Genomic DNA, 25019 nt, shown 5'->3' on the forward strand with positions numbered 1-25019 from the left:
CCGGATTATGAAAGCCATTTTTGATAACGTCTCCTTTGAATGCAGCAAGACTGTCACGGAATCCTATAGTACCTCTTTTGCCCTGGCCACTAAAATGTTGGCTACTTCCATCAGGGGGGACATCTACAACATCTACGGTTTTGTGAGATTTGCAGATGAAATTGTAGACACGTTTCATGATTATGACAAAGCGGAACTGTTCAATAAATTTGAACAGGATATGGAACATGCCCTTACCCACAAAATAAGTTTAAATCCAATTTTAAACTCTTTTCAATATACCTTTCATAAATACAAGATACCCATGCATCTTGTCACCTCTTTTATGAAAAGCATGCGCATGGACCTCACAAAAAATGTCTACCGCACGGAGGAGGAATATAAAGAATACATTTATGGCTCCGCAGATGTTGTTGGTCTTATGTGCTTGATGGTATTTGTACAAGGAAACGAACAGGAATATGAGCGTTTAAAAATATCGGCCATGGCACTGGGAAGCGCTTTTCAGAAAGTAAATTTCCTCAGGGACTTAAAAGCTGATTTCGAAACACTAAATAGAACCTATTTTCCAAATACAAATTTGAACGAGTTGAACGAATCCTCCAAATCAAAAATTGTAGCTGAAATACGAGCTGATTTTGACCTTGGATATTCAGGAATTGTACAACTGCCCAACGAAGCCAAATTTGGAGTGTATACAGCCTACCGATATTATTCCAAATTATTGCAAAAACTAGAGAAAACGCCACCACTGGAAATTAAAAATGCCAGAATAAGCGTTCCCAACTATCAAAAGTTTCAATTATTGGCCAAATCTTATGTCAACTGTAAATTAAAATTAGTGTAATGGACATTTTAATAGGATTTCTCATCTTTATAGGCACCTTCTCCTTCATGGAATTCATGGCGTGGTTTACCCATAAATATGTAATGCACGGGTTCCTTTGGGTATTGCACAAAGACCACCATAAGAAAGACCATGATTCTTGGTTTGAGAGAAACGATGCCTTCTTTATTTTCTATGCGGTGATCAGTATGAGTTGTTTTTATATTGCTGCCAACACTACATTTTGGTATGCCCTACCCATTGGGTTTGGTATAATGGCCTATGGAGCCGCATATTTTTTGGTTCACGACATTTTTATACACCAACGCTTCAAGCTATTCAGAAATGCTAATAACTGGTATGCCAAAGGAGTGCGAAGAGCTCACAAAATGCACCACAAGCATTTAGGCAAGGGAGATGGCGAATGTTTTGGGATGTTATTTGTACCCTTCAAATATTTCAAAAAATAGGAATGCCCAACGCCATCGTAATAGGTGCAGGAATTGGCGGTATAGCCACTGCCCTCCGTTTGAAAAAAATTGGCTATGAGGTTACCGTTTTGGAAGCCAACAGCTATCCTGGCGGGAAATTGCATACCAAGGATGTAAACGGCTACCGATTCGATCTAGGACCTTCTCTTTTTACCATGCCACATCTGGTGGATGAATTATTTCAACTCTTTGAAGTGGAACCACAGTCCTTTTTTCAATATTCTAAAAAAAACGTGATCTGTAATTATTTTTGGGAAGATGGCACTACTTTTTCAGCGAATGGGAACAGTGATGTCTTTATCAAAGAAGCTGCAAAAACTTTTGGAGAAAGTGAGACCCATCTAAAAGATTATATCACGGGAAACGCAAAAAAGTATGACCTCACGGCTGCTCTTTTTTTGGAGAAATCCCTACATAAGGTCAATACGTACTTATCCAGCGATACTGTCAAAGCCATTTTACAGATAGGAAAATTGGATGTGGACACTACCTTGAACACCATTAATGAAAAGACTTTTCAAAGTCGAAAACTGGTGCAATTATTCAATAGGTTCGCCACATATAACGGCTCGTCACCCTATCAGACCCCTGGTATCATGTCTATGATCCCTCATTTGGAAATGCACTATGGCACGTTCTTTCCCAAGGGAGGTATGGTCCAAATAAGCAAGAGTCTTTACGAATTGGCCGTAAGGCAAGGGGTTATTTTTAAGTTTAACGAGAGAGTTCAGCACATTAAGGTGGAAGATAAAAAAGCTGTGGGAGCAGTATCGGATAAACGAGATTATATGGCCGATATCACGGTCTCCAATATGGACATATTCCCCACCTATAAAAATTTGCTCCAGGATCAACCCCACCCCACCAAAGTCTTGGAACAAGAACGTTCTAGTTCGGCACTCATTTTCTACTGGGGCATCTCCCGAGAGTTTCCAGAACTGGATCTACATAATATCCTTTTCAGCGAAAATTACAAGGAGGAGTTTAGCGCTATCTTTAACGATAGGACCATTTACAATGACCCTACCATCTATATCAATATCACCAGCAAGGAAGAGCATGGTGATGCTCCGGCCGGACATGAGAATTGGTTTGTCATGATCAATGTTCCAGGAAACTACGGGCAGGATTGGGAGCAACTAAAAACTGCGGCCCGTGAATGGATTATTTCAAAAATCAACAGCGTACTAGGTGTTGATCTTGAAGGGTTGATCACCACAGAACATATTTTGGATCCAATAGGAATAGAGCGGGATACGAGCTCTTATAGGGGCGCTTTGTACGGGGCTGCCAGCAATAGTAAATTTGCAGCCTTTCTGCGGCATCCAAATTTTAGCAACTCCATAAAAAACCTTTATTTCTGCGGAGGATCCGTTCATCCCGGTGGCGGTATTCCCTTGTGTTTGTTATCCGCCAAAATAGTAGGGGATTTGGTCCCAAAATTTTAATCTATGCGGGACAAGATCATCACAAATAAAACTACTGTGGCCATAGGGGTTGTATGGTTATTCCATATCGCCGCTCTTATAGGAATCACCATGGGATACCAGGAATGGTTCGTATCCAAAACCACCCTGAACCTTTCCATTAGCCTGCTTTTATTTATTTGGGTCTACCCTATGGACACTGCCAAGAAAATTGGGGCCTTCTCATTATTTTTTACAGGGGGAATGTTTGCTGAATGGCTGGGCGTAAATTACGGGGTTCTTTTCGGAACCTACAGCTACGGCAGTAATTTTGGTCCCAAGTTGGATGGAGTTCCCTATTTAATAGGCATCTATTGGGGCATCCTCACTTTTATTTGTGCAACACTAGCCACTAAAATAACCTCCAGCGCTCCAGTTAAAATTGTACTTGCTGCCGGGTTGATGGTCTTGCTCGATTTTTTTATGGAACACAGTGCTCCCATTTTCGACTTTTGGGCGTTTGAAGGCCAAGCTGCACCTTTAGAAAATTATACGACCTGGTTTGCCTTAGCGGTAATCTTTCAGATGATCTTACATTTTCTAAAACAGGAAGGGAACTTTAAATTCTCCCTGCATTTGTACATCGCCCAATTGGTCTTTTTTGGTTACTTCTTTCTATTTTTCGGATAGTTCGGGCAACTGCTGTTTTCCATTCCAGCTACCCAAAGAACGATAGGGCTGAAAACGGGAAAACAATTCTTCCTTATACCATTGTAATTGTCTGGTCTGCTGTATGGCGCTTTTATGCTCCTTACTGCCATAAGCATACTCCATAAGGGATTCCTTGTTCTTCCATACGCTAAACGTGGCCATTTGGGTGATGGGCACCTCTCCTATGCCCTTGGTAAAAAGAAGTCCCTCATTCCCCTCCAGGGAGGCTTGTGAAGTGGGCACGTACTTCCAGAACCTGTACAATAGCCTTTTCTTGATGGTCGCCCTTGTGATAACGGCAATAAATGGATTGTCGGGATCTAGTTTGCTGTTTTTTTGAAAAGGATTTATCCCCGACCACTCCCCTTTGGCCGCAAAATTTTTTAAGTAGAGGGTCCAACATTCTTCACTGTGATTCTTGTATCGTTCTATAAGAGGGGAAGCATTAAAATATAGGTCTGCGGATGCTTCATTGTCCCAAATTTGAAGGACGGCGTATACCGACCAATCTGGCAAGGGGTTAAATCCTGCTTTACCACTGCCCATCAATTTATAGAATTGCAGGCCGTTTAACTTGGACATGGGCGCATGACCAAATTGCATCATGCCAAAAGCCCATAGTTTCTGCCGTAAACCACGATATCTAAAAAATGTTAGGGTGGTGATCTGAGACATAAGGCTATTCCTCCAATAGTGAATCCAACAATTTTCTGGTTGTTGCACTATTCCAATCGGCAGCTCCTGTTTCAGCAACTATTAATTTTCCCTCCTTATTGATGATATAGGTCGTAGGAAGTACTTTGGAGCTCAATACCTTTGGTTCTTTGGACTGTGGAAAATACACAGGAAGATCGTAATTTTTTCGGTTCAAAAAATCCAATACCTTTTGCTCCTCCTCATTGGTGACGAACATAAAGGTAACCTTATCCCCATAATCGTTATAAAGGTTCTGCATACTGGGCATTTCGGCAATGCATGGCGCACACCAGGTGGCCCAAAAATTGACAAGAACTACCTTCCCTTTTTGGGTATCAAATTGAAAATGCTCCATTTTGGTGTCTTTCAATTCCCATTTGTAGGAATCCAGGGGAACTTGCAGCTCCGCTTTCATCATAGCAGCACTACTGGAAAGTAATCTGCTCGCCATGACTTTGAGTTTAAAACCAATAGGCGTAAACAACATAAGGATGACCGCCAAGATGAAGGCAGCGTTTATCCATTGTTTTTTGCCTATTTTAAAAGCCATAGCTATTCCTTTATCAGTTCGTCCAGGATATCCCTTACCTTACTATTGTCCCAATCTGCGATCCCTTCCTTATGAATCACAATATTACCGGATTTATCCAATAAATAGGATGAAGGAACTACCTCATCACTGATCGGCATCTTCTCCCCAATGATCAAATAGGTCACTGGAAAGGTAAAACCGTGTTCTTCCATAAAGGCTTCTACAGGTTCCCGCTCCTCATTGGTAATGATATAAAAATCCATTTTATCCTTATACTGATCATAAAGATCTTGGATACTGGCCAATTCTGCTACACAAGGTAATTTCCATGAAGCCCAAAGATTGATGAGGACCACGTTTCCCTTGGATTTTTTGAAGTTAAAAAAGTTCCAGTTTTCATCTTTCAGTCGCCAATCATAATCTGTGATACGTTCCCGATCCGATACTTCGGTCACATCTGGACTAAAAGAAAATATTTTATTCAATAAAACCTTACCATAATACCCTACAGGTGTTACAAAAAATGATACAATAAAGGCAATAAGCAATATATTAAGAAAGGTCTTTTTAGTAATTTTCATGTGTGAATTTATTTCCCATCAAAACTAAAAAACTCCTGATGATAATCAGGAGTTTTTATGAACTATTTAAAAAATGAATTTAGGAAACATTTTCCCTTTTTATCACATTTAATGCAGAACCTTCATTGAACCAATCTATTTGTGATTGGTTGTAGGTATGGTTTACTTTTATGGTATCCTTACTGCCATCTTTATGGACTATTTCTAAGGTCAATTGCTTGTCCGGTGCGAATGCTGCTATATCCACGAAATTGAAAGTATCATCTTCCTGAATAAGATCGTAATCTGCTTCATTGGCAAACGTTAACCCCAACATCCCTTGTTTTTTAAGGTTTGTTTCATGGATACGTGCAAAAGATTTTACCAATACGGCTGCCACTCCCAAATGTCTTGGCTGCATGGCCGCATGTTCCCTTGAAGAACCTTCACCATAGTTATGGTCACCCACAACAATGGTCTTAATACCTGCTGCCTTATAAGCTCTTTGTGCATCTGGCACGCCAACATACTCTCCGGTAAGCTGATTCTTTACGAAATTGGTCTTCTTATTATATGCGTTTACAGCACCGATCAAGGTATTGTTCGCAATATTATCCAAGTGTCCTCTGTAACGCAACCATGGACCTGCCATTGAGATATGGTCCGTAGTACATTTTCCAAAGGCTTTGATCAATAATTTTACGCCTTGTAAGCTTTCTGGTGTAAGAGGAGTGAAAGGTTCCAATAATTGTAATCTTTCTGATTTTGGGTCAACCTTAACCACCACACTAGACCCATCCTCATTAGGGGCCAAATATCCGGCATCCTCAACATCAAATCCTAACGGTGGAAGTTCTATTCCCAACGGTTCGTCCAATTTTACCTCTTCCCCATTTTCGTTCAAAAGGGTATCGGTCATTGGATTAAAGTCCAAACGCCCTGAAATTGCGATTGCAGCCACCATTTCTGGAGATCCTACAAAGGCATGCGTATTTGGATTTCCATCGGCCCTTTTGGAGAAGTTTCTGTTAAAGGAATGTACAATAGTATTCTTCTCATCCCCTTTTAGGTCGCTTCTGTCCCACTGTCCGATACATGGACCACAGGCATTTGTAAATACTGTAGCTCCAAGATTTTCAAAGATCTGCAATAGGCCATCCCTTTCGGCGGTAAACCTAATTTGCTCAGAACCTGGGTTAATTCCAAAATCTGATTTTGCTTTTATTTTTTTATCTACGGCTTGTTTGGCAATAGAGGCGGCACGGGTCAAATCTTCGTAGGAAGAGTTGGTACAGGAACCGATCAATCCCCAATCTACCTTAATAGGCCATCCATTTTCTCTAGCCTTTACTCCCAATTCACCCACTGGTGTGGCCAAATCCGGTGTAAACGGACCATTTAAGTGAGGTCTTAGTTCATCTAGGTTGATCTCTATCAACTCATCAAAATATTTTTCTGGATTGGCGTATACCTCTGGATCAGCTGTTAAGTGTTCCTTTACAGCATTGGCAGCATCGGCTATATCGCTTCTGTCCGTAGCTCTCAGGTAACGCTCCATAGATTCGTCGTATCCAAAAGTAGATGTTGTTGCCCCTACTTCGGCACCCATGTTACAAATGGTTCCTTTTCCAGTACAGGAAAGGTTTTTGGCACCATCGCCAAAATATTCTATAATAGCTCCAGTTCCCCCTTTTACGGTAAGGATCCCGGCTACTTTTAGGATAACATCCTTTGAGGAGGTCCAACCAGAGATATTACCGGTCAATTTTACTCCTATCAGTTTTGGAAATTTCAATTCCCAAGCCATTCCGGCCATTACATCAACGGCGTCAGCACCACCAACTCCAATGGCAACCATTCCCAATCCACCAGCGTTTACTGTGTGGGAATCCGTACCGATCATCATTCCTCCTGGGAAGGCGTAATTTTCCAATACAACTTGGTGGATAATTCCAGCTCCCGGCTTCCAAAATCCAATTCCATATTTATTTGATACCGATTCCAAGAAATCGAATACCTCTGCACTTGTGCTATTGGCAACCTTTAAATCGGCCGCTGCTCCACTTTTCGCCTGGATCAAGTGATCACAGTGCACTGTGGTAGGAACCGCAACCTTAGGTTTTCCTGCTTGCATAAACTGCAATAAGGCCATTTGAGCGGTCGCATCCTGACATGCTATACGATCCGGTGCAAAGTCAACATAGTCCTTGCCCCTTTTAAATTCCTTTGTAGGATTTCCATCCCATAAATGGGAATATAAAATTTTCTCCGAAAGGGTCAGTGGTCTTCCAACGATCTCGCGTGCTTTATCAACGCGCTCGGCCATATTGGAATACAATCCCTTGATCATATCGATGTCAAATGCCATTATATTGTTTTGTGTTTAAGTTATTGCAATTCAACAAAAATAATAAAATAGAATAGGCAAACGAAATTTTAAGAGCACGATTCATATCATTTTAATTGAAAAATCAATGAATGGTTCACAAAAAAATGAATTTGTTAATTTTTTAGAAAGAAATAAGCGTATTTGCTTACGATAACGATTGAAGTAAGGGGATTCGGATTAGACTAAACGCAGAATTATGTCATCTTCGGAGATCCCTTCGGCCTCTGCCTTGTAGTTTTTGATGATTCTGTGTCTTAAAATACCCCAGGCAACCGCTTTTACATCTTCTATATCCGGCGAGAACTTACCATTGACCGCGGCATGTGCCTTAGCACCCAAAATAAGGTTTTGGGATGCCCTTGGACCAGCTCCCCAGTCGATATATTGTTTTACAAAATCCGATGCTGTCGGCAAATTAGGTCTGGTGCTGTTCACCAGTCGCACTGCATATTCCACCACATTATCGGGAACTGGAATCCTGCGGATCAAATGTTGCACTTCCACGATCTCTTGGGCGCTAAACAGCGCATTTAAAGTTGCTGTATGGTCTGAGGTCGTTGTTTTTACTACTTCGATCTCTTCCTCTATGGAAGGATATTGTAACTCTATGGCGAACATGAAACGGTCCAATTGCGCTTCTGGCAAAGGATAGGTACCTTCTTGTTCAATAGGGTTCTGTGTGGCGAGAACGAAGTAAGGCTCCGCCAATTTATATTGGTTCCCCGCAATGGTAACCGACCTTTCCTGCATGGCCTCCAAGAGGGCCGCCTGCGTTTTAGGTGGCGTACGGTTAATTTCATCTGCTAGGATGATATTGGAAAATATCGGGCCCTTGATGAACTTAAAATTACGGTTTTGGTCCAATATCTCACTACCAAGAATATCACTGGGCATTAGATCTGGCGTAAACTGAATCCGCTTAAAATCGAGTCCCAAAGTTTTGGCAATCGTATGAACCATTAAGGTCTTTGCAAGTCCGGGCACACCGATCAAAAGGGAATGTCCACCGGTATAGACGGACAATAGTATTTGGCTGACCACCTCATCTTGGCCAATGATCACCTTAGCAATTTCTTGCTTTAAAGCTTTGTGTTTTTCTACTAACCTATTGATGGACGCAACGTCTGACATGCATTTACTCCTTTACCCAGTTATTCGCAAAATCGCATCCTTTGTTGTCCTTGTTTACACTGATATAGGTTTCATCTATATGCTCGGCCATCCACTTTTCAATGGCTTTGAACTGCTTATCACGAAGTGCCAACTCCTGGATCTTTAAATAATCTTTCGCAAAGTTTGCCTCATGCTCATCATACCTATTGGTAATCTTCATGATCTTATATTTTGGAGCCCCTCCTCTTGGATCTTCCTCTAAAATAGGCTGGGAAATCTCGTTATCCTTTAGGTTACGTACCTGATTGTACAGGGTAGGGTCCATTTTTGTCAATTCAAAGCGAGAATCAAAATTGGTAGGGTTCCTCAAAAGACCTCCATCAAATTTCGTTTCTTTTTCATCAGAGAAATTCTGGGCGGCCTCGGCAAAAGTATATTTTCCATCAATTACATTCTGACGGATACTATCCAATTCCACCTTGGCAGCATCCATAGCATGCTGTGGGATTTCCGGAGCAATCAATATATGCCTCAGATCTACTTCCTGTCCCCTTATCTTTTCTATATAGATAATATGATAGCCAAAGACTGTTTCAAAAGGCTCGGATATCTCCCCTTCCCTTAAGCTAAAGGCTACATCCTTGAATTCTTTTACGAATCCCGTCTGTCTGGTCATACTGTAAAAACCACCTTTGGATTTAGATCCTGGATCTTGGGAGTACAGAATGGCCTTTACACTAAAACTAGCGCCATTATCTTCCACATCGGCTTTAATGCCTCTCAACTTATCTATCACCTTCTGCTTTTCCACTTCCGGAGCCTTAGGTTCCTTTACAATTTGCGCAATTTCCAATTCAGCACCAAATACTGGACGTTCGTCTGCCGGAATCTTATTAAAGAACTGGCGCACCTCTTCTGGGGTAATCTCAATCTCCCCAACAATTTTCTGCTGCATTTTCTCGGACAGCATCCTCAATTTGTTGATCTTATAAAGCTCATCCCTAAAACTCTCTTCATCATCCTTACGGTAGAACTTCAAAACTTTTTCTATGGAACCTACCTGCGACACAAGAGATTGCAACTGCCTTTCACTGGTGGCATTCACCTCATCATCGGAAACCAAGATACTATCCTGTACTGCCTGGTGGGCATACAAACGGTCTTCCATTAATTTCCCCAACAAACCGCAACGGGTTATATCTTCTGTTGATGCCCCTTGACTTCGAAGATCGATCAAGGTTTTCTCAATATCCGATTCCAAAATAACGTAATCGCCAACTACTGCAGCTACTCCGTCCAATTTTATCCTTTTGAAATTGTTTACAGTATCTTTTTTGTACCCTTCATTGGCTTCCACTGTAATATCTTGTGGTTCTACCTGCGTATCGGGCATTTCATTGTTATCCTGTGCATACCCCAATACTGTTACTAGTAAAGCGGTTAAAAATGTGATCATCCTATTCATCTTGTACATATATCTCAAATTCTTTTTCTTTTACGGCCTCATCAATAATCTCGGTTTCCAGCTTCCGCATATAATCCAACCTTCTTCTATTCATGAGCACCTGTCTAATTGAAGGCCTTATAAAGGACAATGGTGCAATATCATTCACCTCAAGCACATCAATTACCTTGCCCAAATATACCCCTAATGAATCCTGTATTTCAAAAAATTGTGATTTTTTTAAATACTGATTCTCATTTTCAAGGCTTAAGGGAGTAATTTCCTTAACGATCTTGGACACCTTTACCCATACCGAATCATTGAGGTTTAGTTTTCTAAACTGCACGCTAATAGAGTCTAGATAGGCTTGATCCCTTTTATTGAATCGTTTTAATTTTTCGGCCAGGGCATCCTTTTTCATAAACTGTGGAGGTATTTCCACAAAACGGATCATCATGAGTTTCTCCCTTAACTTAAAATTCTCCTTTTCATTCTCATAAAAGGCGAACAGCTCTTCTTCATTTACAATAGTATCCAGCGCCTGTTGCACCAAGGCCTCTTTGTATGCCCTTGTGTATAGATCTATCCTGTAATCGTCTACCAGTTTATCAAATTCGGCCAGTCTATCTACCGGTAAATTGATTTTTGATTTTGATAGAAGCAATTGCTTGGATGCCCAAATATTTATATAATTGGAAACAAAGGAAGCACTATCCTCTTTAGACATGTTATCCGTAATAAGTGGCGCGATATCCTCCTGATATAAATAGACTTCCCCAACACGGGCAATAGCCCTGTTATCCTTCTTTTTTTTCCAGATCCCCTCGCATGAAGCTCCTAAAAAAAGAAGAGCAACTGCTAGAAGCAGGGTGAAAAGTTTAATGAATTGTCTTGTTATAAAAAACATCCTGCAAAAGTAACAAATAACCATCGCTGTGCAAGTTCTGATTTTCTGCCAAAAATCAACTATTTTTAACAAATGTTTAGAAACACTAAGCCATTGTAAACTGAAAAAACATTTGGGACCCAGTTCCTTATTACCCATGAGCAACCGAAGAATAAAATTGATTTGGGACTTTAGAGGCCCTACTTCCGCTAAAACAGCTGAACACCACGAAATACACTTAACGGATTATATCATTGCTGAGAAATTGGATTTGGGCATAACCGGTTGCAAGACGTATAGCGAGATGCACAGTATTGCCTTTTTGGTGGTTGACGAATCTAAAATGATACAGGTCCGTGATGCCTTAAAACCACATAGGGGAGAAGTTTATGAAGACTAATCCACACACTGGCAATGGTGCCTTTAAAATTTAAAACTATCGCCTTGAACCACAAATACCTCTTCGCATTTTGGATACTATTAACGACTTTCAGCTGTAAGGAAGACACTTCTTCTCCTCCAGTGGATCCTTTGGCATATGTCCTCCAATCCAATCATCCGAATATAAAAAGGGTAATGGATAGTATTTCGAAGTACGAAGTACAGATCCGTTTAACTACGGTGACCAGAAGAAATGATAGCGTAATATTAGGTGACCATGATTTTCAGACTAATGCAGAAAATTATTTTTATCCTGCAAGTACCGTCAAGTTGCCCATTGCTGTCCTGGCATTGGAAAAACTGAACGAGAACGATACCCTTACCATGGATACCCGCTTTTTTGTGGAAGGAGATACCATCACGACCACTTTTGCCGAGGAAATCATCAAAATATTCGCGGTAAGCGATAACGATGCCTATAACAGGTTATTCGAGTTTTTGGGCACGGATGAGATCAATAGCCGATTGGAAAATAAGGGCATCGCACCTATTCGCATCTCCCACAGATTATCCACCGAAAATGCGGACCGCACCACAACCAGACCACTTGTGGTGTATTTGAATGACAGCACCCTTATGAATAGGACGCGATCCTACAACAAAGCCCCTAGACCATTATCCCTGAACAGTATCAAAAAAGGAAGGGGATATTATGATGATGATGGAGAACTTATTATGGAACCTTTTGATTTTAGCCTTAAAAACTATTACCCTATTGAAGCCCAGCACGCCGTACTGAAACGAATCATGTTTCCCGAATTATTTTCAAAAAAAGAACAGTTCCATATTAATAAAGAACAACGACAACGCCTTTTGAAGGCCATGAGTGTCCTCCCAAGAGAGGTGGGCTATAATGTAAAGGAATTTTATGACAGCTATGGGAAGTTCTTTATGTACGGGGATACAAAAGACCTAATCCCAAAGGCTCCTAAAATTTACAATAAAGTGGGATATGCCTATGGAGCCTTAACAGATTGTGCGTATATTAAGGATACAAAAAACGATGTTGAATTTTTGATCACGGCCACCATTTTGGTGAACGAGGATGGCATCTTTAATGATGACCAATACGAGTATGAATCGGTGGGCATCCCTTTTCTCGCCGAATTGGGCAGGGAGCTCTACCAACTGCAATTATCCATAAATAATGGAACCTATGGAACTACTGACCTTTGATTCCTTCACCAAGAAAATATATATCAAGGCATCCTTGGAAAAAATATACTGGTGCTGGGCCACTACGGAGGGCATCATGTCCTGGTTCTTGAGAAGGGCAGAATACCTGGGAGCAGATGCAAAAGTGAGAAACCCGTCCGACTTCATTCAAGAAGGGGATACGTATATCTGGGAATGGCACAATTGGGACGGACAGGAAAAAGGGAGCGTTCTGAAAGCTAACGGCAAAGATTTTTTGGAAATCAGCTTTGCCGGTGATTGTCGTGTGGCCATAACACTGCAAGATAAGAGCTCTAGTATATTGGTCACCCTGAAACAATACAACATTCCAACGGACGAAAAGAGTAAAATGCAAATCCATTATGGGTGTAGCAATGGATGGACTTTTTGGTTGGCCAACCTAAAGGCTTACCTGGAACATGGCATCCTCCTGAATGAAACAGAGCACGATTTACGCCAATTTCCCAATGCAGGCCTGGAATTTGTAAATATGTGATCCCTTCAAAAAAACGCAAATTGATCCTCCAAAAAGTACCTTTTCAAGATAATAATTATCCCCAAAAAATAAATCTTCCAATAGCAATAGGTCAGATCAATAATTAGGATTAGCTTTGCGCCCAGTTTAAAAAAAAATTGTCGGTATTCCACTCATAACCAATTATTTATAGAGGTCTGTTTGGGATATATAAAAGGAAAATGCATGAAGCGTATTAATGAATACAAGAAATTGTTCAACGTTGAAAAGGATATAGACCTAAAACAACTTAAAACAACCTATAGAAATTTAGTAAAAGAGTGGCATCCGGATAAATTCCAGAAAGAAGATGCCCTTTTTGAAGAGGCTCAGGTAAAGAGTCAAAAAATCATAGATGGATACCATTTTTTGGTGAGCATTGCGCCAGAAACCAAGGAAGCCAATTTGGATGAGTACAAGATAACCACCAATGAATCTGGCATTGCGGATTTTACGCATAAAGGCTTGTTAATGGAAATCACCTTTTTGGACGGCAATACCTACGAATTTTTTGGGGTGACCAAGAATATTTATGTGAAGATGATCAATTCTGATAAGCAAATGCGTTTTGCCAAGAGGAACATTTTCAACTCATATTTGTATAGAAAATCGAAAAAAAGCGCATAAAAACAAAATCATATGATTTAAATCAGAGAAATCTAATTTATTAATACGATCTTTGTCAACTATTTAGTAATTAATTAATTTTTATAATGAGTACAGGAACAGTAAAATTTTTCAACGATGCAAAAGGATTTGGCTTCATAACTGAAGAAGGATCTAACAAAGAACATTTTGTACACGTATCAGGTTTGATCGACGAAATCCGTGAGGGTGACGAAGTTGAATTTGAATTGGAGCAAGGAAAAAAAGGATTGAACGCGGTTAACGTAAAAGTTATCGACTAACTTCATTTCTTTTCTAGAAATAAGGCCTATCGATTGATAGGCTTTTTTTATGCCCAAAAATGAGCTACTGTGAGCTTTTCCGGTTTAAGCTTGATCCATTTTTGACTATATTGAAGTAACCTAAGCAATAGACTATGGTGCTTCTTTCTAAATGGGTCCTTATTTTATTTGGAATATTCCTAATTGGAGTAGCCTTCCTGATGCTTTTATACCCTACCAAGGCCAGGGCAACTATTAGAAAAGCCGGCAGCACCCCCTTTATCAATTATATGGAAATATCCCTTCGGATGGTACCAGCAGCCGCTTTGGTCCTTTATGCCGATTTTTCCACATACCCAATGATATTCCTTGTCTTGGGATGGTTTATGTTGGCCACTTCCCTGGTACTATATTTTGTTCCCAGAAGGTTGCACCATCAATACGCATTAAAATGTGCATCGCTTTTAAACCCAACGGTTATCCGATTCATATCTCCCCTTTCCCTTCTCTTTGGAATATTTATTATCTACGGCACCATTTCATAAATACAGCAATTGACTATGGAATCACCACTTAAATCTTCTGGGTGAATCCTATCTATGTATAGCGAAAATACTCGCTTTTAGGCATATATAGAGATTATTTTATATCTTTAAATACCTCCCCTATAAAAAAATCCCGTTCAATCCACAATTCACAGCAAATGGAAGCAACGCGAATAACATCAATACCCCTATAATTAATTGTAGAGATATAAATGGATATAAAACCAAACATTGGTTCGTTAGAGCATAGGATAAAGGAGCTGGAAGCCCAACTAGTCACTGCGGAGTCACACCATTTGCAAGTTGGCTACTACCAACATATGTTGAACCATACCCAAGAACTTTCCAATATTGGAAGTTGGAATTGGGATCTTGGCACCAACACCGTAGAGTGGTCGGATATGATGTTTAAATTGTTGGGGCTAGAACCTAATGAAGCAGTCCCTTCCTATGATCTCGCACTCCATCACGTCCATGAAAAAGACAAAAAATTTTATGTTAAGGCTCTGGAGGAGGCGGTTAATAATAAGACATCATACTATTTGGAAAATAGAATTGTTAAAAAAGACAACTCGGTTATTTCCGTTATTTCCCGAGGTAGCTGTTTTAAGGATTCCGAGGGCAACCTAGTCCGTATGATAGGGACTGTACAGGATATTACGGAGCAACAAAAAGCCTTTGATAAACTCTTGGAGGTGAATAAAAATGCAAAAGAGATCGAAAAAAAATTACAAGAAGCCCAACGCATATCCATGATTGGAAGTTGGGAATATGAACCCAAAACCAAACGCTTTCAATGGTCCAACGAGATGTACCGTATTTTTGGCCAGGATTCCGATGAAAAGAATCCTACTTTTAGGAACATTAAAAAAATGATGTCTCCCAAAGATTGGGTGGAACTTGATAAAGCCCTTTCAAAAGCAACACAGGAGGGAGTACCATTTCAATTGAACGTAAAGCTAAATCTCCAAAATGGTACAAATAAAACGGTTATCATCATCTGTCAGCCTGATTTTAAAAAAACCGGTGAGATGTACAGTTTGAAAGGGACCATACAAGATATTTCTACCTTAAAAATTGCAGAAGACAAACTACAGAACTTGAATTTATCCTTGGAAGAAAAGGTCGAGGAACGCACTTCGGAACTAATGCATTCCTTGGAAAGGGAAAAGAAGATCAGTGATCTAAAATCTAATTTTGTCTCTATTACCTCCCATGAATTCCGTACCCCATTGACCATCATCAGCCTTTCTGCCACACTTATAGAGAAATATATACATAAGGGAAAACTGGACCATATACAGCTACAATTAGATAAGATACGATCTTCTGTGATAAATCTGGTGCAGATCTTGGATGACCTTCTCACCATTGGAAAAATAGAGGGTGGTAAGGTTAATACCCAAAAAATAGCCACTAATATTAAGAAGCTTACGACCGCCCTGATGACGAAAATTAGTGTCATAACCAAAAAGGGGCAAAATTTAAACTATACCCATCAAGGATCTACCGACACCAATATTGATGTAAACCTATACGGCGGTATTTTTATAAACCTGATATCGAATGCCATTAAATATTCCGATGGTGATATTCAAATCAAAACACAGCTTCAAGGACCTAATATGGTCCTGTCTATTGTGGATTCAGGAATAGGAATTCCCTTAGTGGACCAAAAGAAGATTTTCAGTAAATACTTTAGAGGGAGTAATTCTACCCATATTGCAGGTACAGGGCTTGGCCTCAATATCGTATTTCAGTACGTAGAACTATTAAAAGGCAGTATAGAATTTACGAGTATTCCCGGCAAAGGTACTACCTTTATAGTGGTGCTACCCTCATAACATAAAAGTACCAACCAATAAACCAAAATCTTCTTCTTATGAAAAAAGCCATCAGAAATGTATTAGCAGTCCTGTTAGGGCTGGTTATTGGTAGTGTCGTGAACATGGGGCTCATTATGTCAGGGGGCGATGTTATTCCACCCCCCGAAGGCGCCGATGTCTCTACCATGGAAGGACTTAAGGCCTCCATGCACCTCTTTGAGGCCAAAAATTTTATTTTCCCTTTTCTGGCCCATGCGCTGGGGACATTTGCTGGTGCCCTGTTAGCGGCACTAATTGCAGCCTCCTATAAAATGAGGTATGCCTTTGGGATTGGTGCGGCCTTTATGTTGGGCGGTATCATCAATAGCTTTCTACTGCCAGCCCCCTCATGGTTTATTGTCACGGATCTGGTGGGTGCCTATATTCCCATGGCCTGGTTTGGAGGGAAATTGGCATTGGGCCTTCAAAGAAAAAGAAGTAACATAACCCTATAGAACTCATGAAATATACCGTTTCCATAGACATTGATAGGCCTATTGACAAGGTCATTGAACTTTTTGATAATCCGGACAATTTAAAGAAATGGATGGAAGGCCTTCAGAGTTTTGAACATCTGAGCGGCACTCCGGGACAGGTAGGGGCAAGATCCAAGTTAGTTTATAAAATGGGCAAGCGCGATATAGAGATGATAGAGACGGTCACTGTACGCAAATTACCACAGGAATTTAGTGGCACATATGAGGCAGACGGCGTCTTCAATATTGTAAAAAACAAGTTCGAGAAAATCTCGGATACCAAAACCAAGTACATTACTGAACAGGAATTTGAATTCAAGGGCATGATGAAGTATTTCGCTTTTCTGATGCCATGGGCCTTTAAAAAGCAATCCATGAAATACCTTAAAGCCTTTAAAAATTTTGCAGAAGGGCAGGCATAATATTCAAATTCCGTAAATTAGAGGGTATGTTTTCTCATTTAGTTACAGTACAATGAACCAAAACTTCCATCTATGAAAAAATCGGCTTCATTTTATTTCCTCCTTATTTTCCTGGCCACCCTTTGCAGTTGCAATGGGCAACCCAAAAGTAATACCCAGACTCCCCTCCCATCCCAAAGCCAGGGAATTGTAGGCGGAGGTTGCGATGGCTGCGAGCTCATGTACGTTGGGATGCCCAAAAATATCGCTGCGGTTGATACCAGTGCCGGATGGACAGGAAAGGGTCAAAAATTACTTATTACAGGTACCGTTTATAAGCTTGGTGGGAAGATTCCAGCCCCTGACGTAATCATCTATTACTGGCAAACCGATGCAGATGGATACTACTCCCCTGTTGAGGGGATGGACCCAAAAGCGAGAAGACATGGGCATTTAAGGGGCTGGGTAAAGACAAACGAGAAGGGACATTATTCCATATATACAATTAGGCCCGCCCCCTACCCTAAGGATGTAATGCCCGCCCATATCCATACGGCCATCAAGGAGCCCAATATCCCCGATGAATATTATATAGACGAGTTTGTATTTGATGATGATCCTTTGCTGCTCCCTGCCTGGAAAAAGAATCCACCAGAAAATAGGGGTGGTAGTGGCAAACTAAGGGTCATGATTTCCGATGACCTGCAGATTGCAGAAAGCAATATTGTCTTGGGGTTGAATATCCCTAACTATCCTGAAAAACCAGCTTCGGAAAACAAATCCGGACTGGAAATTGGGGAAGACCAACCTTCTTTTACGACATTCCATGCCTGGGGTCCCGATAAAGGCTCCAAAACCTGTCCCGTTTGCAAGTACGGCCGTTACCACGGGATTGTTTATTTTGTGGGCAACAATCCCGATTGGCAGGATATTAAAAAATGGTTGACATATTTGGAACAGGAAAGCCGTAATAGAAGCAAATACCTAAAAGCCTATTTTGTCTATGGAAACGAAAACGGTTATTCCAAAGAAAAAAGAATGAAGGAACTGGAAGAGGTGGGCAAGGAACTGAACTTGGAACATTTGGCACTGACGTTTGTTCCTTCCTTTTCTGATAAGAGCAGTGAGATACACCTCAACAAATTGGATCCTCAGGTGGAAAACACATTCATTGTATACAAATACCGCACTATTATAGATAAATATGTGGACCTCAAACCCACAGCAGAGAATTTCTTAAAGGTATCAGAAACCCTGGACGCAACTACCAATGAATATTTTGGCCTTCCCGTTCCTGAGCACGACTGATTCCTTAGTGTCACTGCGAGTGATGTCGACAGATCACTTCCACCAAAAACTCTACGAAACTCTGGCGTTCCCATGTGCTGGGCCAAGAGGTTTATGACACCCAAAAGATACGTTCCAATGTTCATAACTTTTTCGCACGCCTGTAGAATTATATCTAAAATTGTGAGGTAATATTCTCTATCTTCGTTTTGGAAATTGGATAGGAATCAGACGAATAAAATAGTCTGTTATTTCTTTCCTTGGAGAATATCAAACTTAATCAACCTACACATTGAAAAAAACCTTCGCTTTCCTTAGCCTTTTGCTCATCTTAACGTCTTGTACCTACGAATGTGACTGTGACGTTCTGGAAGACGGTACAATAGATTGTCCCTGCGGAAATTAACCCTTTTATAATTGAACCTTAGTCTTACCAAAAGTTATCAATCATACCCTATATGTCCACCACCCTTCGTCAGCTTTTTGTCATTTCCTTTATGGCACTTCTTACTACCCACATAGTCATGGCCCAACCAAAAAAAGGAGAATTTATAAATGCTTCCATAGGCCTTGGGGTAAGTGCCCCCTATGAGGAAGTAGATATATACGGTTCTGGTTTCTATGCACTAGGAGAATATGTGTTTGCAATGACCAAATGGTTCGGTGTTAAACCTTATGCTGGATTAATTTTTACGTCACCCGATAAGAACAGCACCCAAGAGGACCTTTCCCAATACAAAGTTACTTCGAACGCCTTTTTATTGGGAGGAAAAATCAGACTTGCTGCCCCCATTCCCTGGGTTGCTCCTTACATCGAAACTGGCCTTGGTGTATCTTTAGGATCATTTGAAACCTATACCCCAAATACAAATATTAAAAAGAAAGGACTCTTGATGCATTTACCAATAAGTACTGGTTTGGCCTTGGGGCGTGATCATAATATTGATTTTGCATTTACATATTACTACCACCCATCGGTAGACCAGTTCTCGGGAGCATTGGCCGTAGGGCTTTCCTTTCCTTTGAATCAATAATTGCTGTCCTTAGAGTTTTAGGTTTTGTCTGTTCTCAGCATTAAAATGGTTCCTTTAATCCACTTCTTAAGGTCATATGGAGTGTAAGAAAGAGGTCTAAAGCACCTTAAAATTCTCTTTCGTTACTGTTAATAACTTCGTACAAAATCATAGATTTCTGCCCAAGAAAATGAGGTCATATGGTCTGTCTTGCTTTCTGATTATCAATCACCTAAAGATTGACATAGTGACTTTATACCAACGTTTTGCATAATACAAAAGCTGACTTCAAATCTTATCCTTATAAAACAAATAAATCCAAATAGACCTTGACAATTTGAAATTGATAGTACTTAACAGAAATGCTATAATAGCAATAATAGCGAAAACCCTTAAAGGTGATAAATCAATAAAATACCAAAACACCACTAGACTTGCTATCATTTGTGCCGCAGCGAGTGCATAACTCACAAACATAGCACCAAAAAAGAAGCCAGTTTCTCTCTCAAATTTATAATTACATTCAAGACATCTATCGTTCATTTTAGGAATGTTCAACAGTAAGATATTTCCTTTATTTTTAAAAATCTTTCCTTTTTTGCAATTCGGACACTGACAATTCAAAGCATCAATAATTTTACTCATAACGTAGTATTTATTAAACTGCAAAATTAAGACCATAAAACACTTTAGTTCCTATAGAATGGACGCTGTTTTTTGTACTTTTAGGACATTTACTATGAAAATACCAGTTTTAAATATTAGTCAATTTAAAGAATCTACACCTCTCAATGATGTATACATAAATTCTTTTTCAAATCACATTCAGCTCAACAAGAATTTAATCAACAATCCTCATAGTCATAATTTCTATTTATGTGTACTCTTTACCGAAGGCACAGGTACACACGAAATCGATTTTAATTCATATAGGATAAACCCTGGCAAAGTATTCTTTTTAAAACCAGGTCAAACACATTTTTGGAAATTTGAGACACAACCTGAAGGATTTATCATTTTTCATTCACAAGAATTTTATGAACTAAAGTTTTTAGAACATAAACTCAATTCATTTCCTTTTTTTTATTCGTATCAAAATCCTCCTGTATTAGAATTAGAGCCCAAACAACTCTACGAATTAAATCTTAAGTTTCAAGAAGCTTATATCGAATATTTAAAAGCTAACCTTTTAAGAGAGTTAAAAATAGTAAATTGCCTAAACCACATTTATATAGAATTAACGAGGGCTTACACGGTTAATATCAATTTAGAAAAACTTAATTCTTCTAATTATTCTGGCATACTTGAAACTCTCGAAAACTTAATAAACACCCATTTCTACAAAGAAAAATTTCCCAAATTTTATGCTTATGAATTAAACATAACCACTAAACATCTTAATAGAGTAGTAAAAAAAACAATAAATAAAACGACAAGCCAATTAATTTCTGAAAGGATAATTCTAGAAGCAAAACGCTTGATTGTACATTCTCACGACAATTTATCGAATATCGCGTACACCTTGGAATTCTCGGACTATGCTTATTTTTCAAAGTTTTTTAAATCAAAAACAGGCATGACGCCTTTAGATTTTAGGAAAAAATATTTTTGATAAAACGTTGAGGATGTAAAAGTACTATGCACAACACCGTATAAAATTAATTACTACCAAAGGCTTACCTTTTGCTTGTTTTGTATTTGGAAAGTCGCTTTTAAAGCAGTTTAATGATGATTTTAAAATTTCAGGTTTGAAACCAGACTTTATAAAGTAAAACAGCTTTAATAGCTTATTGTCAATCCGAAAAATTAAGCGTATTTTCTCGCAACTAAATCTTGTGCAAACCCTTTAGAAATACTAATTATGAAATACAAAGCACCCTTTTTTATAGTTCTCCTTTTAGTCTTCCTCCAAGGAAATTACATGTTTGGTCAGGTCTATGCCAGAAACGGCATGGTTGCTTCCAGTAGCAAAATAGCTTCCCAAGTTGGGGTGGATATACTTAAAAAGGGTGGAAATGCCATTGATGCTTCTGTCGCAACGGCATTTGCCTTAGCCGTCACCCATCCTTCAGCCGGGAATATTGGAGGTGGAGGTTTTTTGGTATTTATGAATTCTTCAGGAACAACTACCACCATTGACTTTAGGGAAAAAGCACCATTAAATGCATCTCCCAATATGTTTCTAGATGATGCAGGGAATCTTGCAAAAGGAATGAACCTCTACGGAATGGAGTCGAATATCAATCACATTGGCGCTAAATCGGTGGGAGTACCTGGAACAGTGGCTGGACTGTATCTGGCACATCAAAAATATGGGAGTCTACCGTGGGAAAATTTGATTCAGCCAGCCATTGATATAGCCAAAAATGGTTTTCCGCTTACCTGGGACCTCTTTAATGCGGCCACATTTTTTGAAACCAACTCCCCTGTTCCTTTTCTGAAAAATTACTTTAAAAATGCCAATGGTGAACCCACACAGTTCGGAGAATTGTGGAAACAACCTGAGCTGGCCAATACCTTAACGGAAATCCGGGATCATGGTCAAGATGGTTTTTACAAAGGCGCTGTTGCCAAGGAGATTGTTCGTTTTATGAAAGAAAATGGAGGTCTTATTTCCCTAAAAGACCTTGAGCGCTACACGGCCATAGAAAGGAAGCCGATCAAAGGGACTTATAAAGGTTACGATATCTATTCCATGCCTCCACCAAGTTCAGGAGGCGTGGCACTTATAGAAATGATGAACCTAATGGAATTGGCCAACCTGGATTCCATAGAATTCAATTCTGCGGCATACGTGCATTTGATAGCCGAAGCTATGCGAAGAGCCTTTGCCGATAGGGCAGAACATTTAGGGGATTCTGATTTTAATTTAGATACACCCTTGGATAAACTGACATCCAAATCATTTGCGCAAACTCGTTTCGAAAATATTGATATGACCAAAGCCTCCATAAGTGACACAACCAAATTTGGGCAGATGTACGATGGAAGTAGCACCACTCACTTTTCTGTGATGGATAAAGAGGGTAACGCTGTATCCCTAACCTACACCTTGGAACATTCCTATGGATCAGGAATGGGTGCCGAGAAGCTAGGCTTTATTTTCAATAATGAAATGGGCGACTTTAACCCACAACCCGGTTTTACCACAAGTTCGGGCCAAATTGGAACAAACCCCAACCTTATTCAACCCGAAAAGAGAATGCTTTCCAGCATGACACCTACCATAGTGGCCAAAGATGGGAAACCCTATCTAATTATTGGAAGCCCCGGAGGAAGAACCATTATCAATACTGTGTTTCAGACGGTGCTGAATGTTTTAGCCTACGATATGCAGGTAGATAAGGCGATCGAAGCTATGAAAATTCATCACCAGTGGTTGCCCGATCAAATTGAATATGAAAGTACACTACTATCGCCAGATACCCGTAAGGCCCTAGAAGGTATGAATCACACATTAGTTCCAGTAAATTCATTGGGTACCCTTATGGGAATTCAACTAGACGCAAAAAATAATATCATGATTGGCGCTTCTGACTCTTCAAGTCCGGACGGGGCTGCAATAGGCTATTAAAAGGTTGTCAAAAAATATGTCTGCCTTTTTCTTGTGAAGTACCTCTATTTTGTACTTTTCCGTGGTGCAATTTATCATTAAATGGATCAACTCATAGATTTCATCCTTCATACGGATGATGCCCTCATCTCCCTAGTGGCCGAAAATATTTATAAGGCCTACTTCATCCTTTTTTTAATAATTATGCTGGAAACGGGGCTGATCGTTTTTCCTTTTTTACCCGGAGACGGATTGTTGTTTTCTGCCGGAGTGGTTGCCGCCTCAACGGATATGAACGTTTGGGTATTATTGGTATTGCTCATTATAGCCGCAATTACAGGTAATATCATCAACTATTACGTGGGACTAACGTTGGGTGCAGGACTAAAGCAGAGCAACAATTATATCATTAAAAACTATCTTATGGCCCATGTTCCAAAGGCCGAGGAATTTTATGCCAAGCATGGGGGACGTGCCATTATTATAGGAAGGTTTTTTCCTATGGTCCGCACCTATATCCCATTTTTAGCCGGTATCGTTCGCATGGAACGACCTATTTTTATGAAATATACGGTGTCGGGAGCTATCATATGGATCATGTTGTTTCTCTTGACTGGATTCTTTGTTGGGGAAATACCTTGGGTGAAAAACAACTATGGGCTTATTTTTGTCAGCCTAGCCATAGTCACCGTTCTTCCTTTGCTCTTTTCTGTTATTATGAAAATATTTAAAAAATTGACTACATAAGTCCAACCATTAAACCACCAACCAACAACCAAAACCGACCTGAACCACTTAAAGCTGGAACTGTCCCTAAAAGCCAAAAATGGGGTCGAATTTATAATTGCTGCTACCCTGCCCAATCAACTCGTGTCAAAGGTTTAAAACATCAAGGTACCTTTCAAAGAATAATTGGTAAAATTGATAAACGGTAAATACGGTGTTGTTATTATTTTCTATATTGCCGAACTGTGTGACGATTGACTGTACGACGTACATCATCAGAGTATCACAATTCAGTTACCAAACATAACCAACATCAAATGACGCATTCCAATTCAGCCTGTACCAAACAAATTCTCTTTGTATTATTTTTAATAATCACCTCTAACGTCAGTTTTGCACAAGTAAATTTGACAAAAGTGGTTTTAAAGTCAGGGGAAACCGTAAATGGTATTAACGGGACATTAAAATCCAAATTCTATAAATATAAAAATTACAGTGGCGGAAAGAATATTAAAATTGCATACTCAGAAATTGATATAATCCAAATCCAGTATGAAAAGGATAATATTAACATCTATGAAGTACTTCAGCGCATGGATGACGGTAAATTTTATCCGGTCCATAAAGCATTTGACGGGAACAAAGTCAAGCTCTATACAACATCCGGTAGCGGAGCAATTCCAATGGCTCCAGGGGGGATGGGAGGATTTGGAACAACCTCATATACTGTAACTACCTTTTATATAAAGAAAACCGATGACGAAAAAATGACCTATTTGGGAGCCTATAATCCCATTATAAATACTTTTAAAGATAATGTTTATCGCTATTTTTCGGACTGCCCCAAACTAATGGAAAAATTGGAAAACAAGGACTTTAAACTCAAAAATGGAGCTCAAGAGATAGCGGAATTCTACGATAAACATTGTGGCATCTAAATATCAATTGACGTTATCAATGGAATACTGGTGTTGCTTCCTTGGGCCCAGTAAGTATTTTAACACCTATAATCCCAACGAAATTTTGGACCGGCAAATTAACCACTCCCTAATATGTGACGCGGAGGAAGATTCTTAACCGG

The 25019-nt window shown here is 39.7% G+C and carries 27 protein-coding genes; 19 read left to right on the forward strand and 8 right to left on the reverse strand.

Annotated features, from left to right (window positions below; translation table 11 throughout):
- The first annotated feature begins 7 nt into the window (after positions 1-7).
- From ABXZ32_RS14475 to ABXZ32_RS14490, 4 genes are read left to right on the forward strand one after another with little or no spacing between them, the layout of a single operon-like run.
- Positions 8-847: a phytoene/squalene synthase family protein gene (locus ABXZ32_RS14475; protein WP_354619402.1), complete on the forward strand. Its 840-nt coding sequence runs from the start codon at positions 8-10 to the stop codon at positions 845-847.
- Positions 847-1296: a sterol desaturase family protein gene (locus ABXZ32_RS14480; protein WP_354619403.1), complete on the forward strand. Its 450-nt coding sequence runs from the start codon at positions 847-849 to the stop codon at positions 1294-1296. Before ABXZ32_RS14475 ends, ABXZ32_RS14480 begins: the two co-directional genes overlap by 1 nt.
- A 2-nt stretch (positions 1297-1298) precedes the next feature.
- Positions 1299-2765, forward strand: a complete 1467-nt coding sequence (gene crtD / locus ABXZ32_RS14485) for a 1-hydroxycarotenoid 3,4-desaturase CrtD (protein WP_354619404.1) — start codon at positions 1299-1301, stop codon at positions 2763-2765.
- A 3-nt stretch (positions 2766-2768) separates the two neighbouring features.
- A complete protein-coding gene (locus tag ABXZ32_RS14490; protein ID WP_354619405.1) occupies positions 2769-3413 on the forward strand; it encodes a carotenoid biosynthesis protein in 645 nt (214 codons plus the stop codon).
- Here the strand turns inward: ABXZ32_RS14490 and ABXZ32_RS14495 are convergent.
- From ABXZ32_RS14495 to ABXZ32_RS14525, 7 genes are all read right to left on the reverse strand, one after another.
- Complete coding sequence (locus ABXZ32_RS14495) at positions 3399-4109, reverse strand: DUF3291 domain-containing protein (protein WP_354619406.1); 711 nt, start codon at positions 4107-4109, stop codon at positions 3399-3401. The two genes, ABXZ32_RS14490 and ABXZ32_RS14495, sit on opposite strands and share 15 nt — an antisense overlap.
- A 4-nt stretch (positions 4110-4113) precedes the next feature.
- Positions 4114-4680, reverse strand: a complete 567-nt coding sequence (locus ABXZ32_RS14500; protein ID WP_354619407.1) for a TlpA family protein disulfide reductase — start codon at positions 4678-4680, stop codon at positions 4114-4116.
- 2 nt (positions 4681-4682) lie between these two features.
- Positions 4683-5243 carry a TlpA family protein disulfide reductase gene (locus ABXZ32_RS14505; protein ID WP_354619408.1) on the reverse strand — a complete coding sequence of 187 codons (561 nt, stop codon included), beginning with the start codon at positions 5241-5243 and terminating at the stop codon, positions 4683-4685.
- 79 nt (positions 5244-5322) lie between these two features.
- Positions 5323-7590 (reverse strand): aconitate hydratase, encoded by a 2268-nt coding sequence (locus ABXZ32_RS14510; RefSeq protein WP_354619409.1) that lies wholly within the window; start codon positions 7588-7590, stop codon positions 5323-5325.
- 198 nt (positions 7591-7788) lie between these two features.
- Positions 7789-8742 (reverse strand): AAA family ATPase, encoded by a 954-nt coding sequence (locus ABXZ32_RS14515; protein WP_354619410.1) that lies wholly within the window; start codon positions 8740-8742, stop codon positions 7789-7791.
- A 4-nt stretch (positions 8743-8746) separates the two neighbouring features.
- Positions 8747-10189, reverse strand: a complete 1443-nt coding sequence (locus ABXZ32_RS14520) for a peptidylprolyl isomerase (RefSeq protein WP_408017329.1) — start codon at positions 10187-10189, stop codon at positions 8747-8749.
- Positions 10182-11075, reverse strand: a complete 894-nt coding sequence (locus ABXZ32_RS14525; protein WP_354619412.1) for a peptidyl-prolyl cis-trans isomerase — start codon at positions 11073-11075, stop codon at positions 10182-10184. The genes ABXZ32_RS14520 and ABXZ32_RS14525 overlap by 8 nt, the downstream gene beginning before the upstream one ends.
- A 136-nt stretch (positions 11076-11211) precedes the next feature.
- Between ABXZ32_RS14525 and ABXZ32_RS14530 the strand changes: the two genes are divergently transcribed.
- The 11 genes from ABXZ32_RS14530 (at position 11212) to ABXZ32_RS14580 (ending at position 19680) form a co-directional block, all read left to right on the forward strand.
- Positions 11212-11454, forward strand: a complete 243-nt coding sequence (locus ABXZ32_RS14530; RefSeq protein WP_354619413.1) for a hypothetical protein — start codon at positions 11212-11214, stop codon at positions 11452-11454.
- Positions 11455-11498: 44 nt separating this feature from the next.
- Positions 11499-12671 (forward strand): serine hydrolase, encoded by a 1173-nt coding sequence (locus tag ABXZ32_RS14535; protein WP_354619414.1) that lies wholly within the window; start codon positions 11499-11501, stop codon positions 12669-12671.
- Complete coding sequence (locus ABXZ32_RS14540) at positions 12652-13167, forward strand: SRPBCC family protein (RefSeq protein WP_354619415.1); 516 nt, start codon at positions 12652-12654, stop codon at positions 13165-13167. Before ABXZ32_RS14535 ends, ABXZ32_RS14540 begins: the two co-directional genes overlap by 20 nt.
- Before the next feature lie 204 nt (positions 13168-13371).
- A complete protein-coding gene (locus ABXZ32_RS14545) occupies positions 13372-13812 on the forward strand; it encodes a J domain-containing protein (protein ID WP_354619416.1) in 441 nt (146 codons plus the stop codon).
- 86 nt (positions 13813-13898) lie between these two features.
- On the forward strand, positions 13899-14093 hold the full coding sequence (locus tag ABXZ32_RS14550) for a cold-shock protein (protein ID WP_062053153.1): 195 nt from the start codon (positions 13899-13901) through the stop codon (positions 14091-14093).
- A 134-nt stretch (positions 14094-14227) separates the two neighbouring features.
- Positions 14228-14617 (forward strand): hypothetical protein, encoded by a 390-nt coding sequence (locus ABXZ32_RS14555; RefSeq protein ID WP_354619417.1) that lies wholly within the window; start codon positions 14228-14230, stop codon positions 14615-14617.
- A 212-nt stretch (positions 14618-14829) separates the two neighbouring features.
- Positions 14830-16461: a sensor histidine kinase gene (locus tag ABXZ32_RS14560; RefSeq protein WP_354619418.1), complete on the forward strand. Its 1632-nt coding sequence runs from the start codon at positions 14830-14832 to the stop codon at positions 16459-16461.
- 38 nt (positions 16462-16499) lie between these two features.
- Positions 16500-16937: a hypothetical protein gene (locus ABXZ32_RS14565; RefSeq protein WP_354619419.1), complete on the forward strand. Its 438-nt coding sequence runs from the start codon at positions 16500-16502 to the stop codon at positions 16935-16937.
- 5 nt (positions 16938-16942) lie between these two features.
- Complete coding sequence (locus tag ABXZ32_RS14570; RefSeq protein ID WP_354619420.1) at positions 16943-17380, forward strand: SRPBCC family protein; 438 nt, start codon at positions 16943-16945, stop codon at positions 17378-17380.
- A 72-nt stretch (positions 17381-17452) separates the two neighbouring features.
- Positions 17453-18667: a dioxygenase family protein gene (locus ABXZ32_RS14575; RefSeq protein WP_354619421.1), complete on the forward strand. Its 1215-nt coding sequence runs from the start codon at positions 17453-17455 to the stop codon at positions 18665-18667.
- A 437-nt stretch (positions 18668-19104) separates the two neighbouring features.
- Positions 19105-19680, forward strand: a complete 576-nt coding sequence (locus ABXZ32_RS14580; protein WP_354619422.1) for a hypothetical protein — start codon at positions 19105-19107, stop codon at positions 19678-19680.
- A 267-nt stretch (positions 19681-19947) separates the two neighbouring features.
- Here the strand turns inward: ABXZ32_RS14580 and ABXZ32_RS14585 are convergent, their stop codons facing one another.
- Positions 19948-20304 carry a DUF983 domain-containing protein gene (locus ABXZ32_RS14585; protein ID WP_354619423.1) on the reverse strand — a complete coding sequence of 119 codons (357 nt, stop codon included), beginning with the start codon at positions 20302-20304 and terminating at the stop codon, positions 19948-19950.
- A 94-nt stretch (positions 20305-20398) separates the two neighbouring features.
- On the opposite strand from ABXZ32_RS14585, the gene ABXZ32_RS14590 reads away from it, so the two are divergent.
- From ABXZ32_RS14590 to ABXZ32_RS14605, 4 genes are all read left to right on the forward strand, one after another.
- Positions 20399-21271, forward strand: coding sequence for an AraC family transcriptional regulator (locus tag ABXZ32_RS14590; protein ID WP_354619424.1), 873 nt, complete (start codon positions 20399-20401; stop codon positions 21269-21271).
- Positions 21272-21520: 249 nt separating this feature from the next.
- A complete protein-coding gene (gene ggt / locus ABXZ32_RS14595; protein ID WP_354619425.1) occupies positions 21521-23233 on the forward strand; it encodes a gamma-glutamyltransferase in 1713 nt (570 codons plus the stop codon).
- Between the two features lie 81 nt (positions 23234-23314).
- Positions 23315-23959: a VTT domain-containing protein gene (locus tag ABXZ32_RS14600; RefSeq protein ID WP_354619426.1), complete on the forward strand. Its 645-nt coding sequence runs from the start codon at positions 23315-23317 to the stop codon at positions 23957-23959.
- A 296-nt stretch (positions 23960-24255) separates the two neighbouring features.
- Complete coding sequence (locus tag ABXZ32_RS14605; protein ID WP_354619427.1) at positions 24256-24876, forward strand: hypothetical protein; 621 nt, start codon at positions 24256-24258, stop codon at positions 24874-24876.
- Positions 24877-25019 lie beyond the last annotated feature (143 nt).

Source organism: Sediminicola luteus, assembly GCF_040566555.1.
In the GTDB taxonomy this organism is placed as follows: Bacteria; Bacteroidota; Bacteroidia; order Flavobacteriales; family Flavobacteriaceae; genus Sediminicola.

Bases quoted from the DNA above. Each gene is read 5' to 3' on its own strand.
- ABXZ32_RS14475 (WP_354619402.1), top strand. From the start codon at position 8: ATGAAAGCCATTTTTGATAACGTCTCCTTTGAATGCAGCAAGACTGTC.
- ABXZ32_RS14480 (WP_354619403.1), top strand. From the start codon at position 847: ATGGACATTTTAATAGGATTTCTCATCTTTATAGGCACCTTCTCCTTC.
- crtD (WP_354619404.1), top strand. From the start codon at position 1,299: ATGCCCAACGCCATCGTAATAGGTGCAGGAATTGGCGGTATAGCCACT.
- ABXZ32_RS14490 (WP_354619405.1), top strand. From the start codon at position 2,769: ATGCGGGACAAGATCATCACAAATAAAACTACTGTGGCCATAGGGGTT.
- ABXZ32_RS14495 (WP_354619406.1), bottom strand. From the start codon at position 4,109: ATGTCTCAGATCACCACCCTAACATTTTTTAGATATCGTGGTTTACGG.
- ABXZ32_RS14500 (WP_354619407.1), bottom strand. From the start codon at position 4,680: ATGGCTTTTAAAATAGGCAAAAAACAATGGATAAACGCTGCCTTCATC.
- ABXZ32_RS14505 (WP_354619408.1), bottom strand. From the start codon at position 5,243: ATGAAAATTACTAAAAAGACCTTTCTTAATATATTGCTTATTGCCTTT.
- ABXZ32_RS14510 (WP_354619409.1), bottom strand. From the start codon at position 7,590: ATGGCATTTGACATCGATATGATCAAGGGATTGTATTCCAATATGGCC.
- ABXZ32_RS14515 (WP_354619410.1), bottom strand. From the start codon at position 8,742: ATGTCAGACGTTGCGTCCATCAATAGGTTAGTAGAAAAACACAAAGCT.
- ABXZ32_RS14520 (WP_408017329.1), bottom strand. From the start codon at position 10,189: ATGAATAGGATGATCACATTTTTAACCGCTTTACTAGTAACAGTATTG.
- ABXZ32_RS14525 (WP_354619412.1), bottom strand. From the start codon at position 11,075: ATGTTTTTTATAACAAGACAATTCATTAAACTTTTCACCCTGCTTCTA.
- ABXZ32_RS14530 (WP_354619413.1), top strand. From the start codon at position 11,212: ATGAGCAACCGAAGAATAAAATTGATTTGGGACTTTAGAGGCCCTACT.
- ABXZ32_RS14540 (WP_354619415.1), top strand. From the start codon at position 12,652: ATGGAACTACTGACCTTTGATTCCTTCACCAAGAAAATATATATCAAG.
- ABXZ32_RS14545 (WP_354619416.1), top strand. From the start codon at position 13,372: ATGAAGCGTATTAATGAATACAAGAAATTGTTCAACGTTGAAAAGGAT.
- ABXZ32_RS14550 (WP_062053153.1), top strand. From the start codon at position 13,899: ATGAGTACAGGAACAGTAAAATTTTTCAACGATGCAAAAGGATTTGGC.
- ABXZ32_RS14555 (WP_354619417.1), top strand. From the start codon at position 14,228: ATGGTGCTTCTTTCTAAATGGGTCCTTATTTTATTTGGAATATTCCTA.
- ABXZ32_RS14560 (WP_354619418.1), top strand. From the start codon at position 14,830: ATGGATATAAAACCAAACATTGGTTCGTTAGAGCATAGGATAAAGGAG.
- ABXZ32_RS14565 (WP_354619419.1), top strand. From the start codon at position 16,500: ATGAAAAAAGCCATCAGAAATGTATTAGCAGTCCTGTTAGGGCTGGTT.
- ABXZ32_RS14570 (WP_354619420.1), top strand. From the start codon at position 16,943: ATGAAATATACCGTTTCCATAGACATTGATAGGCCTATTGACAAGGTC.
- ABXZ32_RS14575 (WP_354619421.1), top strand. From the start codon at position 17,453: ATGAAAAAATCGGCTTCATTTTATTTCCTCCTTATTTTCCTGGCCACC.
- ABXZ32_RS14580 (WP_354619422.1), top strand. From the start codon at position 19,105: ATGTCCACCACCCTTCGTCAGCTTTTTGTCATTTCCTTTATGGCACTT.
- ABXZ32_RS14585 (WP_354619423.1), bottom strand. From the start codon at position 20,304: ATGAGTAAAATTATTGATGCTTTGAATTGTCAGTGTCCGAATTGCAAA.
- ABXZ32_RS14590 (WP_354619424.1), top strand. From the start codon at position 20,399: ATGAAAATACCAGTTTTAAATATTAGTCAATTTAAAGAATCTACACCT.
- ggt (WP_354619425.1), top strand. From the start codon at position 21,521: ATGAAATACAAAGCACCCTTTTTTATAGTTCTCCTTTTAGTCTTCCTC.
- ABXZ32_RS14600 (WP_354619426.1), top strand. From the start codon at position 23,315: ATGGATCAACTCATAGATTTCATCCTTCATACGGATGATGCCCTCATC.
- ABXZ32_RS14605 (WP_354619427.1), top strand. From the start codon at position 24,256: ATGACGCATTCCAATTCAGCCTGTACCAAACAAATTCTCTTTGTATTA.